This is a genomic window from Sphingobacterium rhinopitheci, assembly GCF_022627575.1.
GTDB lineage: Bacteria > Bacteroidota > Bacteroidia > Sphingobacteriales > Sphingobacteriaceae > Sphingobacterium > Sphingobacterium rhinopitheci.
Window position 1 is genome coordinate 527,790 of record NZ_JADEYQ010000001.1, and the last position, 17,541, is coordinate 545,330.

Here is a 17,541-nt window from a genome sequence, read left to right on the forward strand (position 1 = left end):
GACGGTTTAAAACCGTCCTTACTAAATTACTACTTAATTTCTGTATAGCCAAGTCCCATATTTTGGAACATAAAGGCCCACCTGTCCGTATGCTCGGAGATGACCATAGAAGTAGATTTGCCAGCACCATGCCCAGCATTGGTATCAATTCGAATCAGCACTGGATTAGATCCTGTATTATACTCTTGTAGTCTCGCCGCAAATTTGAATGAATGAGCAGGTACGACACGATCATCATGATCTGCTGTCAATACCAATGTTGCTGGATAAGCTGTATTAGGCTTTAGTGCATGATAAGGTGAATACTTATATAAGTATTCAAACATTTCTTTGCTATCGTCTGCTGTACCATAATCAAAAGCCCAGCCGGCACCAGCTGTGAATTTGTGATAACGCAACATATCCAATACGCCTACTGCTGGAAACGCTACTTTGAACAGGTCAGGTCTTTGTGTCATTACCGCACCCACTAAAAGTCCGCCATTAGAACCACCAGAAATTGCTAATTTTGGCGAAGATGTGTACTTTTCTGCGATCAAGTATTCTGCAGCAGCAATAAAATCATCAAACACATTTTGTTTCTTCATCTTAGTTCCTGCCACATGCCAATTCTCACCGTACTCACCACCGCCACGCAAATTGGCGACAGCATACACACCACCTTGCTCCAATAGAATAATAGTAGATACACTAAATGAAGGCGTCAAACTAATATTAAAACCACCATAACCATACAACATAGTCGGATTAGTTCCATCTAATTTAATACCCTTTTTATACGTTATAATCATAGGAACTTTCGTTCCGTCTTTAGAGGAATAAAATACTTGTTTCGATTCGTATTGAGTAGGATCAAATTGAACTGTAGACTGCTTATATATTTCAGATTTACCAGATGCAATATCATAGGTATAAATCGTACCTGGATTGATATATGAGGTAAAAGTATAATACAATTCTTTATCATCATCTTTTGCACCAAAACCAGCCACCGTACCTACACCAGGTAACTCCACTTCACGTTCCAATTTACCTGTTCTATCATATTGCTTGACCAAAGAAGTTGCGTCTTTGAGGTAATTAGCAAATATCTTCCCTCCACCAGTCGAAGGGGATAATACTTGATCAGTTTCAGCAATTAATGTTTTCCAGCTTGTGGTTCCAGGATTAGAAAAATCAGCTGTTACCACACGTCCATTAGGGGCATCCAACTCCGTGTAGATAAATAATTTTTCACCATCATTATCTATAATAGCGTGATTTTTATCAAAATTATTTACTAGACAAATAAATTTAGCATTGGGATCATGGAGATCTTTCATCCAAATCTCATTCCCAGAAGTCGTATTCGCAGCAGAGATAATCAAAAAGCGCTCATCATTTGTCAAATAAGCACCGAGATAACGACGTGGTATTTCCTGACCTCCGAATATCAGTTGATCTGTACTTTGTGCTGTATTTAATTTATGATAATATACCTTATGTTGGTCAGTCATTGCTGATAAGGCCGAAGCTTGCTTGGGTTTATCATATGAGCTATAATAAAAACCTTCATTGCCTTGCCAGGCCAAGCCTGAGAATTTTACATCAATCAATGTGTCCCCGATAACAGATTTATCTGCAGCATTCAGTACAATGACTTTACGCCAATCAGAACCACCTTCAGATATCTGATACGCTACTCTTGAACCATCTTTACTAAAAGAAATACCTGCTAAAGAAGTGGTACCATCTTTAGAAAATTGATTAGGGTCTAAAAATACTTCTTCGTTACCACTATCCCCTTTTTTACGGTACAAAACAGATTGATTTTGTAAACCATCATTTTTATAAAAATAAGTATAATCACCTTCTACAAATGGCGCGGAGAATTTCGCATAATTCCACAAGTGTTCCAACCGAGATTTTATCGCATTACGATAGGGAATTTGAGACAAATAGTCTTCTGTAACCTCATTTTCTAATTTTACCCATTCTTTGGTATTTGTAGCCAAATCATCTTCCAACCAACGGTATGGATCGTCCACTTCAACACCAAAATACACCTCTTTATGTGATATTTTTTCTGTTTGTGGATAAGGTTTTAATGTAATGTCTTTCACAGGGTCAAGATGTTTTGTATGCTGACACCCAACAATAGTTAATGCCAACAAGATGAAACTCATATTTCTTTTCATAACCATTCAAATTATAAAACAAACTTAACGATTTAAAATACCAAAATAGAAGACCTTTTGTTAACTGCTTCAATTTTGGTAATTTTACAGCGCTATGCAAATAAGAGATAAGATTTACTTCGCTTCTGACTTCCATTTAGGATCTTACCCATTGACGGATTCCGAAAAACGCGAAAAAAAAATCATACAATGGCTAGATTACATCAAAAATGATGCGAAGGAGTTATTTCTGGTAGGTGATATTTTTGACTTTTGGTTTGAATATAGTACCGTTGTCCCAAAAGGTTATATCCGTTTTTTAGGTAAGCTTGCAGAGTTATCTGATTTAGGCATCAAGATTACACTATTCAAAGGTAATCACGACATGTGGATGTTTGGTTATTTCAAAAAGGAATTAAATGCCACTATCGTTAACGATGAACTTGAACTACAATTGGATGGAAAAACCTTCTATATCCATCATGGTGATGGTTTAGGTGCTGGCGACACGAAATACAAATTCTTAAAAAAAATATTCAGAAGTTCCTTTTGCCAATGGCTATTTGCCCGACTGCATCCAAATCTAGGAATTGGCATCGCTACACGTTGGTCCAAGCATAGTCGCGTTTCTAATAATGAAGATGAAAAATTCTTAGGAGAAGACAAAGAATGGTTAATTCAATATTCGAAAGAAGTAGTAGAACAAAAGCACTACGATTATTTTATATTCGGACATCGACATTTCCCCTATCAATTGCCATTAACAACCGACGCCGAGATTATAAATCTTGGTGAATGGATTAAATATCAAACGTATGCTGTTTGGGATGGCACAAAATTAAAACTTGAGAAATGGAACTAAAAGATGGTATTCTAAAAATTTATCCTTTAGCGGAAACAGAAATAAACAAATTAATTGCTATCGCCGAAATAGTTGAGTTTCCAAAACAAACTACTTTTATTGCGCAGAACACAACAAATAAGTATATCTATTTTCTTGAAAAGGGAATCTGTAGAATTTACTACCCCAAACAAGATAAAGAGGTAATATTAGATTTTTGCTTTCCAGGAAATATTATTCTACCACTAAATAGTTACGTCTACGGCAAACCTACATACGAAATTGTAGATAGTATAACGGGTTGTATAGTACATCGCATATCAATCATTAAATTACAAGAGCTCTACGAAACATCTCTTCCTATTGCAAACTGGGGCAGAAAACTAGCAGAAATCGAAACTATTAAGATTGAAGAAAGGCTCATGCAAAGTTTATTTAAATCTGCAGCAGAGCGTTATCAAGATTTACTAACCAAAGAACCTACCTTGTTACAGCACATCAAACTCGGCTATATAGCAACTTATCTAGGGGTATCACAAGTTACTTTATCACGAATAAGATCTGAAATAAAGTAGCTTATAATTGACACCTTCCCTACAGTATTTGTATTTTTTAACATTTGTAAAAAAATATCTATCTAATTTGTTGGACATTTGTATCAATAAATAACATACATTATGAATTGGATATTTTTAATACTAGGTGGCCTATTTGAAATTGGCTTTACGACTTGTCTTGGTAAAGCAAAAGAAGCTACAGGATCAACAACATATATGTGGTACGGTGGTTTTATCCTTTGCTTATTTGCCTCCATGGCGCTTCTTATAAAAGCCACACAGACCCTTCCTTTGGGCACTGCATATGCTGTATGGACCGGAATTGGTGCAGTAGGAACCGTACTAATAGGTATATTATTCTTTAAGGAACCAGCTGATTTTTGGCGTGTATTCTTCATCTTCACCTTGATAGCTTCGATAGTAGGTCTAAAAGCAGTTTCGAGTCATTAATAATTACTGTTAATTATAAAATAAATTTTCAGTATTTTTGCAGTTCCGAAGAGATAAAATAACGATTCGGAAAATAGAATTATGTTAGAAAAATTACAAGCAATCAAAGAAAGATGGGAAGAAGTGGAAGCTGAATTAAGCAATCCAGATACCATCAAAGATATGAAGCGTTTTGCAAAATTAAACAAGGAATATAAAGACCTTGGTAAAATTGTAGACCAATACCACATTTATAGAAATATCGTTAGCAATATGGATGCTAACAAAGATATTCTTAATAATGAAAAAGATCAGGAATTGCGTGAGATGGCTAAGGAAGAACAAGACTTACTTTATGCGCAAAAAGAGGAGAAAGAAGAAGAAATTCGTCTAATGCTTATCCCTAAAGATCCGGAAGACGCTAAAAATGCAATCTTAGAGATTCGTGGTGGTTCGGGTGGAGATGAGGCTGCGATATTTGCAGGTGATCTTTATCGTATGTATACACGTTATTTTGAAACTAAAGGATGGCGTAATGAAGTAATGGATGTTACGGAAGGTACTTCTGGCGGTTATAAAGAGGTTATCTTAAAAGTAATCGGTGAGGATGCATATGGTCAATTGAAATATGAATCAGGAGTACACCGTGTTCAACGTGTCCCAGATACAGAAACACAAGGTCGTGTACATACTTCAGCTGCCTCTGTTGCTGTATTACCTGAAGCAGAAGAAGTCGATGTAGAATTAAACCCTGGAGATATCGAATTACAAACATCACGCTCTGGTGGTGCTGGTGGACAGAACGTAAACAAAGTAGAAACTAAAGTACAATTGACGCACAAACCATCCGGTATTGTTGTCGTTTGTCAGGTTGAGCGTTCTCAATTAGCGAACCGTGAGTTAGCAATGGAGATGTTAAGAAACAAACTTTACGAAATAGAATTGAACAAAAAGAACGGTGATATTGCTGCTAAACGTAAAACTTTAGTATCATCTGGTGACCGTTCGGCAAAAATCCGTACGTACAACTACCCTCAAGGTCGTGTCACTGAACATAGAATTGGATTAACGATGTATAATCTTACGGCAGTTATGGACGGTGATATTCAAGGAATTATCGATGCATTGCAGTTTGCTGAGAATGCAGAAAAGATGAAAGACGGCTCATCAGACTAACTTTTTTCGTAAAAAAGTTGGTTTTTTGATAAATCAACGCTATATTTGCACACCTTCTTAAGGGAAGGTATTAGGTCTGGTAGTTCAGCTGGTTAGAATACATGCCTGTCACGCATGGGGTCGCGGGTTCGAGTCCCGTCCAGACCGCAAAATGAAAGAAAGACGTTCTTTCATCGGAATTGAAAATATTTAAAAAGCTTTGGTCTGGTAGTTCAGCTGGTTAGAATACATGCCTGTCACGCATGGGGTCGCGGGTTCGAGTCCCGTCCAGACCGCTTTTAAAAATTGAAAGAGAAAATATTCTTTCCGACGTTCTATAATAATATTGAAAAGCTTTGGTCTGGTAGTTCAGCTGGTTAGAATACATGCCTGTCACGCATGGGGTCGCGGGTTCGAGTCCCGTCCAGACCGCTAAATTTTAAAACTTATTTTTCAATTTGTTCTTTAAAGAGATTAAAATATTTTAGGTCTGGTAGTTCAGCTGGTTAGAATACATGCCTGTCACGCATGGGGTCGCGGGTTCGAGTCCCGTCCAGACCGCTAAGTACAAAAAGGTCCACTTTAAAGAAAGTGGACCTTTTTTGTTTAATATACTTTCCTATATGAACATTGAATATCTGTTGTCATCCTGATCACAGGAAGAATCTTAAAAGATGTTGTTTTTAGATGTTTCACTCTGTTCAACATGACATCTATACCTTTCTTGTCATCCTGATCGGAGGAAGGATCTAAACATAGGTTTCATGCTGCATAGATGTTTCACTACGTTCAACATGACATCTATACCTTTCTTGTTATCCTGATCGGAGGAAGGATCTAAACATAGGTTTCATGCTGTATAGATGTTTCACTACGTTCAACATGACAGTCTAAACAAATAACCTTTCTTGTCATCCTGATCGGAGGAAGGATAACAAAAGATGTTGTTTTTAGATGTTTCATTACATTCAACATGACATCTTACTTATGTTGTCATCCTGATCGGAGGAAGGATCTAAACATAGGTTTCATGCTGCATAGATGTTTCATTACATTCAACATGACATCTTACTTATGTTGTCATCCTCATCGGAGGAAGGATCTAAACATAGGTTTCATGCTGTATAGCTGTTTCATTTCATTCAACACGACATCTATACTTATGTTGTCATCCTGATCACAAGAACATACGATATCAACTAATAGTTCATAAACAAAAAAAGGCTTTGATCAAATCAAAGCCCCTTGCTTAAATAACATTTAAAATTTAGTTAAATGAACCTGTGTAAGTCATTTCTTGTCTATTGTCAGATGTTACAACCAACTTAGCATATCCTGTATTTTTATTCAAGTTAAATACAAATCTAATACCATCATTAAGTAAACTAGTTATATCATTTGATGAAGGAATGATAGTAACTTGAATATTAATTCCGTCTGTAGAATGTACTGAATATAAGAATTGGCTACAAGTTAGATTGATCGGTACATTTTCTGGATTCATTGGTGTTACATAAAAACGACCGATGTAAGGTAAATTCATATAAAAATTTGTCTTATCAACAGTGAAGTAGTAATCACCCATACCTGTAAGTGGATTAGAAACACCAAATTCAGGCTCTAAAGAATTAGGATAAAAAGAGAAATTTAAGCTTTCGATGTTCGCTACATTTTTTTGCGCTTGTTTAATAGCAGCTGTTTTGTCGCGTTTTTCACGTACTTCTTTTTTCTCTTGTCTGGTTTCTTTCGTTTGTGCTGACACATTTACTGTCGAAAGAAAGAATACACCACATAGGCCAAGTGTAAATAATAATTTTTTCATAAACCCCATTTTATAATTTAAAATATTTTTTATTAATAAAACAGATTTGGTTTAAAAAAGTTTTAGCAATTGAAAAATAATTTATCATTTTATAATAAACTATTATTAACAACACAGCCTGGGAATAAAAGTTATGTATCAATGGATTATTAACACTATGCATCACCACAAGGAAAGCTGTACCTTAAAAAAATAACTGATACAGATAGTATACGATAATCGTTAGTGAAGTACAAAGAATAAAATGCACAAAAAAACCTGAGCAAACTGCTCAGGCTTTAATACATAATAGAAAACTGTCTTACTTAACCATTATATTAAACTCTGCACCAGAGGCAAAATCATGACCATCTTGTGAGCTCAATGCTGTAAAACGAACATATCTACCTTTGACAGGTTTATCAAAACGAATAGTTTGTAAACGAGAACCTCTTTCAAATTTCCCTTCTACTATAGGATCAGACCACGTCTTACCATCCGTACTTACTTGGATTCGGTAATCTTTGATATGACCATTAGTACCGTCTGTACGTGGCAAGAAACTGAAACCCGTTATCATTTGCTCTTGCGCAGCATCAAAATCTACCCAGTGAGGATATTGCGCTACAGTAACAGAGTACATTGTATGCCAAATACTATTGGGGTTGTTATCAACCAAATGATCCGGATTACCTTCACCTGTTTCCTGGCTAGAAGCAAATACGACACGCAAAGGTACAGACTCGATCTTAGGAAAATCAACAGCCACTTTTGCTTTATCATTATTCTTATCCCAAGCAACGACTTTACCACCATTACGCAGCTCTAGCATTTTGGTATAAGCAGCTGGCTTACTATTGTCCACTGTATACAACAACAGAGCATCTTTCTTTTCAGATGCTATCGTCACCTCACCTACTCGGTTTCTAGTAATAGAAATAGGCATATCACCGGCTACCGTTACCGCAGCTTTAGCACTATAGTCCTTATTTTTGATAGGGCGAATAATAAATCCTACAGCCGTAGAAGAAGCTTTCACTCTATCTTGTAGCAATGGAGGCCCTTGGCCACAGCTATTGCCCCCTAAGCCAGTCACACCAGCGTCTAAGTGCAAATGTGTACCTGAGCTCTTTGGTAATTTATATGGATGCGTCGCTAGTGTCACTTCCATCTCAGACCATGGTAAAGCAGAAGTAGACATCATATCTTTAGCAATAAAGGCAACACCATCACCTTGCTTATCTGTCAATGCTGCCCAACGTACTTCTTCATTATTACTCATACTTTGAGGATTAGGCCAAGGCACAAATTGATCTTTCACAGTACTCTCGTGTAGCTCCACATTTTGCGCCGTCTTACGGTCAGCATAATTGTTGATAGGCCCTCTACCATAATATGTATAATCAGCATATATATCTGGCAATTGCATCGCATAGCCTAGCCGTGCTAATGTAACAGCTTCATCATTTGAAGTCACATTTGCTTCCAACTCAATAGAACCATCTTTATAAACTGTCCACAATTGGTTTGTTGTAAATTTGAAATCATCTTTACCAAAAGGGCGATCTTTTTGTTCTTTTACTATATACGTGCCTGAAGTTCCCCCCAGCAATGAAGCACCATTCGGTGCCTGTGATTCGACAACAAAAGATAATACAATAGCGCCATCAGCTCTAGTATAGATACTATTAGATAGTGCTTTATGCTTCAAGTTATGAAGACCTTTTTGGAACCATTGCTGGTAGGCCCAGTTGTCATTATCGACAGGAGCACGATAAGGGTCTAATTTAGGACCTTCACCATCACGGATAATAGTTTTACCATTGTAAGATAAACTATAAATAGTCCCCATCTCCATATCGAATTTAGCGACAAAACCATCATTACTAACGACTTTAAATTTGCCATCAGTAGAAAGAATTAATATTCCTTCATTTTGTACATCAGCAATAGTTGGTCTTTGTTCCAATCCTTTGACAAAGATTTGCTCTTCCATCTGCACATATCCTTTTGGAGCCCAAGGTTGTTCTTCTTTTTGTAAAAATTGTACTTTCAAGAAATATTCAGAAGAAGGCTTCAATTTGCTATAATCAAAAGGAACTGTATAAATAGCAGATTTGCGTGCTGCTAAAGGTTGCTCTGCTCCTACAAAAGTATTTGAACGTTGGATTTCTATACCATCTTCATACAATGCCCACTGCATTTCATAATCAGACAATGGTACGAAATAATTTTTGTTGAATACTGCTATCTTACCCGCCTTGAGGTCCACAGGCTTGACACTTACATTTTGATGTACCTTTTTAATTTCAAAATATTGCGGTTTGGGTGTTAAGTCAGCAAATATCAACCCATTATTAACAAATGTTCCATCATTAGGCTTATCGCCAAAATCACCACCATAAGCTAAAAACTGTTGACCAGTATGCTTATCATAGTAATACATAGCTTGGTCCATCCAATCCCAAGAAGCTGCCCCCATAAAGAAATTTGTAGATTCCATGGCTTCCCAGTAATCGATTAGATTACCCGAAGCATTCCCCATAGAATGCGCATACTCGGAGATATGAAAAGGATATTTAAGCTTATATTTTCCTTTTACGGCACCGCGTACCCATTCGATGGAAGGATATTGATTAGACCCCATATCTACGATACTATTGTTACGTTCGTATTGTACAGGTCTGGATTTGTCAATTTCTTTTATAGCGTCATACGCCGCAACAAAATTATTGCCTGGCCCAGCTTCATTACCCAATGACCAAATAACAATAGATGGATGATTGATATGTGCACGTACCATTTCCACGCTACGTGCTACGTGTGCAGGCTTCCATTCTATAGGATGTGATAGTGATTCTTTACCATAGTAATATTGATGGCTCTCTAAGTTAGCCTCATCTTCCAAATAGATACCATATTTATTACATAAATAATACCAATACGGATCATCTGGATAGTGTGAATTTCTAACATGATTGATGTTTGCACGCTTCATCAGCATAATTTCTTTTTCCATCTGATCGTGCGAAACCACTTTCCCTGTTGACGGATTTGACTCGTGCCTATTTACACCTTTTAGCTTTACAGTTTTCCCGTTTATATAAAAATATCTACCTGCTAATCCGAATTCATCATCCAGGGCTTTGGTATTTTTTATTTCTACTTTACGGAAACCTATAGAAGTCGATATGATTTCGACTGTTTTATTTTTACTGTCCTTCAATTCTGCAACTAACGTATATAAATAAGGACGCTCTGCAGACCAAAGGTTAGGATTGTTGACCGCTATGGTAGTTTCTACATCTCTAGTTGCATTGACCGGAACAGTCCCCACCGTAGCTTCACCTTTTATATTAGGTACTAAAGAATTAACATCTTTGTACAATTCATTAGCATACAAAGAATATACTACTTTATAATTGTCCACTTTTTTCTTGTCCAGGTTACGTATTGCCGACTTGATATTGATTGTTCCATTTTTATAATCAGCATCTAAATCTGTTAGTGTGGCAATATCACGGATCTGTACTTTTGGTGTAGATGTCAAGGATACAGTTCGAAATATTCCTGGTAGTCTAAACATATCTTGCGCTTCGATAAATGAAGCATCCGAATTGCGATATACTTCTACAGCAACAGTATTTTCACCATTTTTATTTAAGTACTTCGATATATTAAAAGAAGCCAGGTTACGTGAGTTCTTCGAAAACCCTACATATTTACCATTAATCCACAGATAGAAGAAAGAATCTACACCATCGAAATTGATAAATATCTCGCGTCCCTCCCAATCCTTAGGAACATCAAAAGATCGACGGTATGAACCTACTTCATTTCTATAAATATAAGTCGTCCAATCTTTAGGTGGCGTACGCATCACTCCACCTCTCCAATCATCTACTTTTACTTGATGTTGAAAGATTACACGTTGGTTGACATAGATTGGCACGCCATATTTTAATGCGCCATCCTTTTGAATACCATATATATTCCAGCTCATTGGTACAGGCACTGCGTCCCAATTAGTGTCATTATAATTGGTTTCATAAAAATTCTTTGGACGTTCATCAGGATGCTTTACCCAGTTAAATTTCCAGGTACCATTCAAAGATTTCCAATAAGAACTATTGTCAGGTAACACTGTTCTCGCTTGCTCTACTGTTTTATAATTAAAAAAATAAGCATGTGGCAATTCCTTATTAAGAGATAAATCCTCAGGGGACTCCCATTCCTTTCCAGATGGTGCAGCCTCGGTGCCATTCCGAAAGCGCTGAAGGGGTTTATTCATCTCTTGCGCATCAATATGAGAAGATCCCAAAATCAAAAGACAAGAAATAAATAACGTGTTAATATTAAGTCTATTCATGTTAGTTATATCTAGTCTTAACAAATATAAGATACCATCCAGCAATTCCAAATTTCCAAAATAACGCACTCGTTTGCGAAAAAAAGAAAGTAGCTTTGAAACAAAATTTTGACAAACAACTTATATCTTTGTTTAGGAGGACCAACAACATATTAAACCCTCCTAGAGAAGTATTATCACAAAAAATAAAAACTAACATAGTAATTGTTTGAAATAACTATTATGTTTAACAAACATTATAGTTATATTAATTTTTCTTACTATAGGCGGGTTACTATTTGAAATTTAAGGTATTAATAATTGAGTAGCGTAAAACACATATTGCCAATCGAAGCATCGGATCATGATATTATTCAAGGCATAGTCATTGGTGACAATCGTACTATCAGCAGAATATATAAGTTATATTATCCAGCTATTGCTAGAATGATAATAAATAACAATGGTACAGAAGATGAAGCTAAAGATATCTTTCAAGAATCTGTATTGGTACTTTATAATAAAGTTACTCAAAAACAATTTGAGCTGAGTAGTAAACTAAGTACATTCTTGTATGCTGTCTCACGAAGATTGTGGTTGAAACAATTAACACGAAAAGGTAGTGTAGCTAATAGTTCAGATATATCCGATTACGAAGATATTCTTCAGGTTGAAGAAGATATGGATAAACACCAAGAGAATGAAGCTAAATTCGATAAAATGAATTTAGCCTTACAAGAACTTGGAGAACCGTGTAAAACACTATTGAAAGATTTTTATATTAAAAATCTTTCCATGAAAGATATCCAAGAAAAATTTGGTTATACGAATACAGACAATGCAAAAACACAGAAATATAAATGTTTGCAACGTCTCAAAAAAATATATTTCAACATTAATATTTAAAAAGTAATAATAGTAAATGAGCATAATGCAAAGACATGAGTTTATCGATTGGGCTGACCAATATTTAAGAGGAGAGTTACCCGAAGATGAAGCTTTTGCTTTCGAATCATTTTGTAATCAAAACCCTGATTTTGCTGAGTTATTAGAACAGCATACTTCATTTTTGAATCAATGGAAAGAAACTGAAAATCTTAATGCATTCAAGAAAGCATTAGCCCAAGAAAGTGAAAAAGTAGAACCTATTTCCATCAAAAAATCGAAAATTATTTCGAATTGGAATAAGTTACAAATAAATATTAGCGTAGCCGCAGCGGTAGCATTAATATCTGTTTTTTCTTCATTATGGCTTACAGGATACTTTAGTAGTCTTAAAAAAGCAACCACAGATTATAGTGCTTTGCGTAGAGAAGTAAATTCTGTAAAAAGAAATGTTAATGAACAAAATAAAGCAATCCAAAATATAAATAATAAGTCTACTAATGACGAAAACACCATACATTTTGGAGCTACTGGATTTATGCTTACCAAAGATGGTTATGTTGTCACAAATTACCATGTTGTAAATGGAGCAGACTCTATTCAGTTGCAAAACAGTAAAGGACAGACGTATAAAGCGCAAATCATACATTCAGATAGAGAAAAAGATTTAGCGATTTTATATATAAATGACAGCAATTTCAAGTCACTTAAATCTGTGCCTTATACCTTTAAAAAGTCTAAATCTGATCTAGGAGAAGATATTTATACCATTGGATTCCCACGAGATGAAGCTGTATATGGACAAGGATATTTGAGCTCAAACACAGGATATGCTGGTGATACAATAGCTTATCAAATATCTATCCCTGTCAATCCTGGCAATAGTGGAGGTCCTGTCTTGGATAATCAAGGTAATATAATAGGTATTATTTCAGGTAAACAAAAAGGAATTGATGGTGCAGCATTTGCCATAAAAACAAAAGAATTAATAGAAACACTTAATAGAATTCCTGCGGATTCATTGAAAGGTAACATTGTGTTAAACAATAAAAACAACCTTGGAAACTTATCACGCACAGAACAAATTAAGAGATTACAAGAATATGTTTACATTGTAAAGGTCTATTAGAATTAAAATATTTTTACAATATAAAAAGAGAGCTCAATTATTAAATTGAGCTCTCTTTTTATATTGTAAATTTTTGAAACATACATCATTTAAGTAAATTTTCAATTCAGCTATAAAATTGTTTTTTGGGAACCATTATCAAAAAATAGAATCTACCAATAGGTATTATATTCATAAATATTTAGCTATAAATAACATCACATAGAACTATTCAAAAAAAACACATATACATTATACTATCTTTTAATCTATACTACCCTAGTCGAAACTTTCTATCACTAAAATCATATCAGTACGAAAAATAAAGTATAAAAATATGCCACCTTTTTTATGACCATTATCATACATTATAAACAGTAAAAATAACTATCTTAGTATTAGTGATTATGAAGACATTCTGGACATATTTTATAATTTTTCTAATTCTAGCTATTGCTACGCAATGCTTTCTATATTTTTCAGCTGGCGGATTATATTCTTTAAGCCTAAAAAATAGCCTTGTAGAGTTAGTAATAATATGTATAATAGCATTACTCGTGTCTTATATATTGAGAAAACCGAAAAATGGATATCATAAAAAAACCGACTAAAAAAGTCGGTTTTTTTATGATATTTATATAAGCCCCCAATATTACTCCTTACTTATTAGGCTGCGGAGTAACTCTCAAATAAGGTTTAATTTCTGTAAAACCTTTTGGAAACTTAGCTGGAATGTCTTCTGTTTTAATAGCTGGAACAACAATTACGTCATCCCCATCTTTCCAATCTGCAGGTGTTGCAACTGAATATTCAGCTGTTAATTGTAATGAATCAATAACACGTAAGATTTCATTAAAATTACGACCTGTTGAAGCTGGATATGTTAAAGTCAACTTTACTTTACGATCTGGTCCGATAACAAAAACAGAACGTACTGTTGCTGTTGCAGATGCATTAGGGTGAATCATATCATACAATTCTGCAACTACACGATCCTTGTCTGCTATAATAGGAAAATTTACTTCTGTATTTTGAGTTTCATTTATATCTTTAATCCACTCCAAATGCTCATCCACGGGATCAACACTCAAGGCTAATACTTTTACATTACGTTTGTCAAACTCAGCTTTTAATTGAGCCGTACGTCCTAATTCTGTTGTACACACAGGTGTAAAATCAGATGGGTGAGAATACAAAACTACCCAACTTCCTGAAGAATAATCGTAAAAATCAATATCTCCAATAGTTGTTTGCGCTTGAAAGTTTGGCGCATCATCTCCTAATCTTAAGCTCATTTTTCCTCCTTTTATTAAATTAATTCACTAACTCTACAAATATAGTAGACTTTTTCTATTTAGCGACAACAATTCAAAAAAAATATATTACAATAATATGCTCGCATAGTATTAATTTGCTATATTTGATTGATAACCATATAGACTGCTTATGAATTTCGAACTATCAGAAGAGCATAAAATGATCCGCGAAGCTGCACGTGCATTTGCGCAAGAACTAAAACCAGGTGTAATATTACGTGATGAAGGAGCTGTATTTCCATTTGATTTTATGCCGTCTATGGCTGATTTAGGATTTATGGGGATCATGGTTCCTATTCAGTATGGAGGTGCCGGGATGGATACATTAGCCTATGTACTGGTATTGGAAGAGATTGCAAAGATCGATGCTTCTACAGCAGTAATCCTATCTGCGCATAATTCCCTTGTCCTATGGGGTTTGAATGAATATGGTTCTGAGGAGCAGAAGCTTAAATACTTGATTCCCCTAGCCAAAGGCAAAAAACTAGGTGCCTTTGCACTATCGGAACCTGAAGCAGGATCCGATGCTTCTTCACAGCATACTACCGCGGAGGATAAAGGCGATTATTATTTATTAAATGGCACAAAAAATTGGATTACAAATGGTGGTAATGCGGATATATATTTGGTTATTGCACAAACCCATTCCAAATTAGGGCATCGAGGTATCAATGTATTAATTGTAGAGAAAGGAATGGAAGGTTTTACTATCGGACCAAAAGAAAATAAACTAGGCATTAGAAGTTCAGATACACATTCATTGATGTTTGATGATGTCAAAGTCCCCAAGGAAAATAGAATCGGTCCGGATGGTTTTGGTTTCAAATTCGCGATGAAAACATTAGATGGCGGACGTATTGGTATTGCAGCTCAAGCTTTGGGTATTGCGGCAGGATCATACGATCTAGCACTAGCCTACTCCAAAGAAAGAAAAACATTTGGCAAAAGTATTTCCAATCACCAAGCTATTCAATTCAAATTGGCAGACATGGAAGTAGATATTGAGGCCGCACGATTATTGACATACAAAGCAGCTTGGACAAAAGATCAAGGCTTGCCCTACGGTAAAGAAGCAGCTATGGCAAAGCTACATGCTTCAGAAGTAGCCATGAAGCACAGCGTCGAAGCCGTACAAATACATGGTGGCTATGGTTATGTAAAAGAATACCATGTTGAGCGATTAATGCGAGATGCTAAAATCACTCAGATATACGAAGGCACCTCAGAGATTCAGCGCTTAATAATCGCACGAGATATATTGAAATAAATCCCTTATGATACATAAGGGATCTACCAGTTAACGAGTGTATATTACTTCAATTCTTTATCTATTTGTGCTAATAAACCATAATCATCAAAAGAAAAACTCCCTGAAGATTTCATATGGTATTCAAATAAAGCTTTAGCCTTTTGTAAGATACCTTTATCTTTATTTATTAATCCATCATAAATCAATAAATGTGCTAACGGCCTAATTTGTTCGGGCTCTAATGAAGCAGCATAGGTAATTAATTCATTTTCATTCAAGGCAACTAACGTATTGCGCTCCTTAGCAAAAAACTCTTTGTAAGCAGGTTCAATTTCTAAATCTATTAATTTACCTTCCCATTTATCTACTACCAAACGTAGAAACTTACCCATTTCCTGAAGCCAATTTAGGATTGTATCCTTCTCATATCGTATACCCATTATCTATCTTATTTGTCCTTCTCCAGTTATAAACCATTTTTCCGTTACCAATTTTTCTAATGCAAAAGGGCCTCTAGCATGCAGCTTTTGAGTAGAAATACCGATTTCCGCCCCTAATCCAAATTCACCACCATCCGTAAATCGGGTTGATGCATTGGAATAAACCGCAGCGGCATCTACGGTATTCATAAAAATAGCAATTTTATCGAGATCCGCAGAAACAATACATTCTGAGTGCTTCGAAGAATAGGTTGCTATATAATCTAATGCTGTAGAAAAATCCCCAACAGCGCGAATAGAACATTTCAAATCCAAAAACTCACGTCCAAAATCGGCTTCTTCTGCTTCTACTAGGAAAGGATAATCCAATGCTTTAAAAGCATCATAGATATTTTTATCTGCAAATACCTCTACTTTCGCTTCTAAGAAATAAGGAATTAAATGAGAAACAAAACCTTTAGCAATAGCTGTATCGACAAGAATAGTATCCAAAGCATTACAAACAGAAGGTCTTGAAATCTTTGCATTAGCCACAATTTTTGCTGCCATCTCCAAATCAGCCGACTGTTCAACATAAGTATGGCACACTCCAGCTCCGGTTTCTATAACGGGTACTTTTGCATGCTCCCTTACATAGTCAATCAAAGATTGAGAACCTCGAGGAATAATAATATCTACATATTTTGTTGCTGTTAATAATTCAGCTACGAAAGCACGATCAGTAGGTAATAATTGAACAATATCAATATTGACATTTGCCTTTGCTAATTCTTCACGTATCAATTGAACAAGATAGCTATTGGTAAACCAAGCATCCGAACCACCACGTAGCAAACAAACATTACCGGACTGTATACACAATGCAGCCACATCAACAGTTACATTAGGACGTGCTTCGTAGATAACAGCCACTACACCTAAAGCCACCGATTTCTTCTCTATCTTAAGCCCATTAGCCAATATACCTTCAGTAAGCACTATTCCTGTAGGATCAGGTAATTCGGCTACATCACGCAAGCTTTTTGCTAATCCATGAATACGTTCTTCGGTAAGCTTCAACCGATCATATTTTGCATCAGTAGGATCCATTTGATCCAAATCTTTACTGTTCTCAATAATAATATCAGAAATATTATTCTCCAATGCTATTGCGATATTTCGCAACAATTCACTTTTTTGTTCAATAGCTAATGTGGATATATTCCCTTTTGCTTTACTCGCTTTTTTTAGTTGATCTGTGATTCCAGTCATATCTT

Annotated in this window: 13 protein-coding genes and 4 tRNA genes; 11 read left to right on the forward strand and 6 right to left on the reverse strand. The window is 35.5% G+C overall.

All coding sequences use genetic code 11. From position 1 onward, the window contains the following. Nucleotides 1-29 precede the first annotated feature (29 nt). Entirely contained in the window at nt 30-2,165 is a 2,136-nt protein-coding gene (locus IP023_RS02315; RefSeq protein WP_241788634.1) for a prolyl oligopeptidase family serine peptidase, read from the reverse strand. Between the two features lie 106 nt (nt 2,166-2,271). Between IP023_RS02315 and IP023_RS02320 the strand changes: the two genes are divergently transcribed. The 8 genes from IP023_RS02320 to IP023_RS02355 all read left to right on the forward strand — a co-directional run bounded on the left by IP023_RS02320 (nt 2,272) and on the right by IP023_RS02355 (nt 5,699). Then, a complete protein-coding gene (locus tag IP023_RS02320; protein WP_241788635.1) occupies nt 2,272-3,018 on the forward strand; it encodes a UDP-2,3-diacylglucosamine diphosphatase in 747 nt (248 codons plus the stop codon). Next, nucleotides 3,009-3,572, forward strand: a complete 564-nt coding sequence (locus IP023_RS02325) for a Crp/Fnr family transcriptional regulator (RefSeq protein ID WP_241788636.1) — start codon at nt 3,009-3,011, stop codon at nt 3,570-3,572. Before IP023_RS02320 ends, IP023_RS02325 begins: the two co-directional genes overlap by 10 nt. A gap of 102 nt (nt 3,573-3,674) precedes the next feature. Beyond that, the gene (locus IP023_RS02330; protein ID WP_241788637.1) at nt 3,675-4,004 is read left to right on the forward strand and encodes a DMT family transporter; all 330 of its coding nucleotides are present in this window, start codon (nt 3,675-3,677) and stop codon (nt 4,002-4,004) included. An 81-nt stretch (nt 4,005-4,085) separates the two neighbouring features. After that, the gene (prfA, locus tag IP023_RS02335) at nt 4,086-5,159 is read left to right on the forward strand and encodes a peptide chain release factor 1 (protein ID WP_241788638.1); all 1,074 of its coding nucleotides are present in this window, start codon (nt 4,086-4,088) and stop codon (nt 5,157-5,159) included. A gap of 73 nt (nt 5,160-5,232) precedes the next feature. Next, nucleotides 5,233-5,306, forward strand: a tRNA-Asp gene (locus IP023_RS02340). Between the two features lie 54 nt (nt 5,307-5,360). Next, nucleotides 5,361-5,434, forward strand: a tRNA-Asp gene (locus IP023_RS02345). Nucleotides 5,435-5,496: 62 nt separating this feature from the next. After that, nucleotides 5,497-5,570: transfer RNA gene (locus IP023_RS02350), tRNA-Asp, on the forward strand. Between the two features lie 55 nt (nt 5,571-5,625). After that, a tRNA-Asp gene (locus IP023_RS02355) sits at nt 5,626-5,699 on the forward strand. Between the two features lie 706 nt (nt 5,700-6,405). Here the strand turns inward: IP023_RS02355 and IP023_RS02360 are convergent. Then, nucleotides 6,406-6,960, reverse strand: a complete 555-nt coding sequence (locus IP023_RS02360) for a DUF4251 domain-containing protein (protein WP_241788639.1) — start codon at nt 6,958-6,960, stop codon at nt 6,406-6,408. A gap of 301 nt (nt 6,961-7,261) precedes the next feature. Beyond that, entirely contained in the window at nt 7,262-11,308 is a 4,047-nt protein-coding gene (locus IP023_RS02365; RefSeq protein ID WP_241788640.1) for a glycoside hydrolase family 2 TIM barrel-domain containing protein, read from the reverse strand. Nucleotides 11,309-11,629: 321 nt separating this feature from the next. Here IP023_RS02365 and IP023_RS02370 point away from each other — a divergent pair, with 321 nt between their 5' ends. Together IP023_RS02370 and IP023_RS02375 are read left to right on the forward strand one after the other, a co-directional pair. Further along, nucleotides 11,630-12,193, forward strand: coding sequence for an RNA polymerase sigma factor (locus tag IP023_RS02370; RefSeq protein WP_241788641.1), 564 nt, complete (start codon nt 11,630-11,632; stop codon nt 12,191-12,193). Nucleotides 12,194-12,209: 16 nt separating this feature from the next. Next, entirely contained in the window at nt 12,210-13,301 is a 1,092-nt protein-coding gene (locus tag IP023_RS02375; RefSeq protein WP_241788642.1) for a S1C family serine protease, read from the forward strand. Nucleotides 13,302-13,939: 638 nt separating this feature from the next. On the opposite strand, the gene IP023_RS02380 is transcribed toward IP023_RS02375, so the two are convergent. Next, the gene (locus IP023_RS02380) at nt 13,940-14,575 is read right to left on the reverse strand and encodes a peroxiredoxin (RefSeq protein WP_241788643.1); all 636 of its coding nucleotides are present in this window, start codon (nt 14,573-14,575) and stop codon (nt 13,940-13,942) included. Nucleotides 14,576-14,726: 151 nt separating this feature from the next. On the opposite strand from IP023_RS02380, the gene IP023_RS02385 reads away from it, so the two are divergent. After that, nucleotides 14,727-15,863, forward strand: a complete 1,137-nt coding sequence (locus IP023_RS02385) for an acyl-CoA dehydrogenase (RefSeq protein ID WP_241788644.1) — start codon at nt 14,727-14,729, stop codon at nt 15,861-15,863. 44 nt (nt 15,864-15,907) lie between these two features. Here IP023_RS02385 and IP023_RS02390 read toward each other — a convergent pair whose 3' ends face one another. Together IP023_RS02390 and IP023_RS02395 are read right to left on the reverse strand one after the other, a co-directional pair. Beyond that, nucleotides 15,908-16,285, reverse strand: a complete 378-nt coding sequence (locus tag IP023_RS02390; protein WP_241788645.1) for a hypothetical protein — start codon at nt 16,283-16,285, stop codon at nt 15,908-15,910. Nucleotides 16,286-16,288: 3 nt separating this feature from the next. Continuing rightward, nucleotides 16,289-17,536, reverse strand: a complete 1,248-nt coding sequence (locus tag IP023_RS02395; RefSeq protein ID WP_241788646.1) for a glutamate-5-semialdehyde dehydrogenase — start codon at nt 17,534-17,536, stop codon at nt 16,289-16,291. Nucleotides 17,537-17,541: the final 5 nt, after the last annotated feature.

What these genes read in the sequence shown, in the direction of transcription:
- IP023_RS02315 (WP_241788634.1), bottom strand. Translation starts at nt 2,165, where the DNA reads ATGAGTTTCATCTTGTTGGCATTAACTATTGTTGGGTGTCAGCATACA.
- IP023_RS02320 (WP_241788635.1), top strand. Translation starts at nt 2,272, where the DNA reads ATGCAAATAAGAGATAAGATTTACTTCGCTTCTGACTTCCATTTAGGA.
- IP023_RS02325 (WP_241788636.1), top strand. Translation starts at nt 3,009, where the DNA reads ATGGAACTAAAAGATGGTATTCTAAAAATTTATCCTTTAGCGGAAACA.
- IP023_RS02330 (WP_241788637.1), top strand. Translation starts at nt 3,675, where the DNA reads ATGAATTGGATATTTTTAATACTAGGTGGCCTATTTGAAATTGGCTTT.
- prfA (WP_241788638.1), top strand. Translation starts at nt 4,086, where the DNA reads ATGTTAGAAAAATTACAAGCAATCAAAGAAAGATGGGAAGAAGTGGAA.
- IP023_RS02360 (WP_241788639.1), bottom strand. Translation starts at nt 6,960, where the DNA reads ATGAAAAAATTATTATTTACACTTGGCCTATGTGGTGTATTCTTTCTT.
- IP023_RS02365 (WP_241788640.1), bottom strand. Translation starts at nt 11,308, where the DNA reads ATGAATAGACTTAATATTAACACGTTATTTATTTCTTGTCTTTTGATT.
- IP023_RS02375 (WP_241788642.1), top strand. Translation starts at nt 12,210, where the DNA reads ATGAGCATAATGCAAAGACATGAGTTTATCGATTGGGCTGACCAATAT.
- IP023_RS02380 (WP_241788643.1), bottom strand. Translation starts at nt 14,575, where the DNA reads ATGAGCTTAAGATTAGGAGATGATGCGCCAAACTTTCAAGCGCAAACA.
- IP023_RS02385 (WP_241788644.1), top strand. Translation starts at nt 14,727, where the DNA reads ATGAATTTCGAACTATCAGAAGAGCATAAAATGATCCGCGAAGCTGCA.
- IP023_RS02390 (WP_241788645.1), bottom strand. Translation starts at nt 16,285, where the DNA reads ATGGGTATACGATATGAGAAGGATACAATCCTAAATTGGCTTCAGGAA.
- IP023_RS02395 (WP_241788646.1), bottom strand. Translation starts at nt 17,536, where the DNA reads ATGACTGGAATCACAGATCAACTAAAAAAAGCGAGTAAAGCAAAAGGG.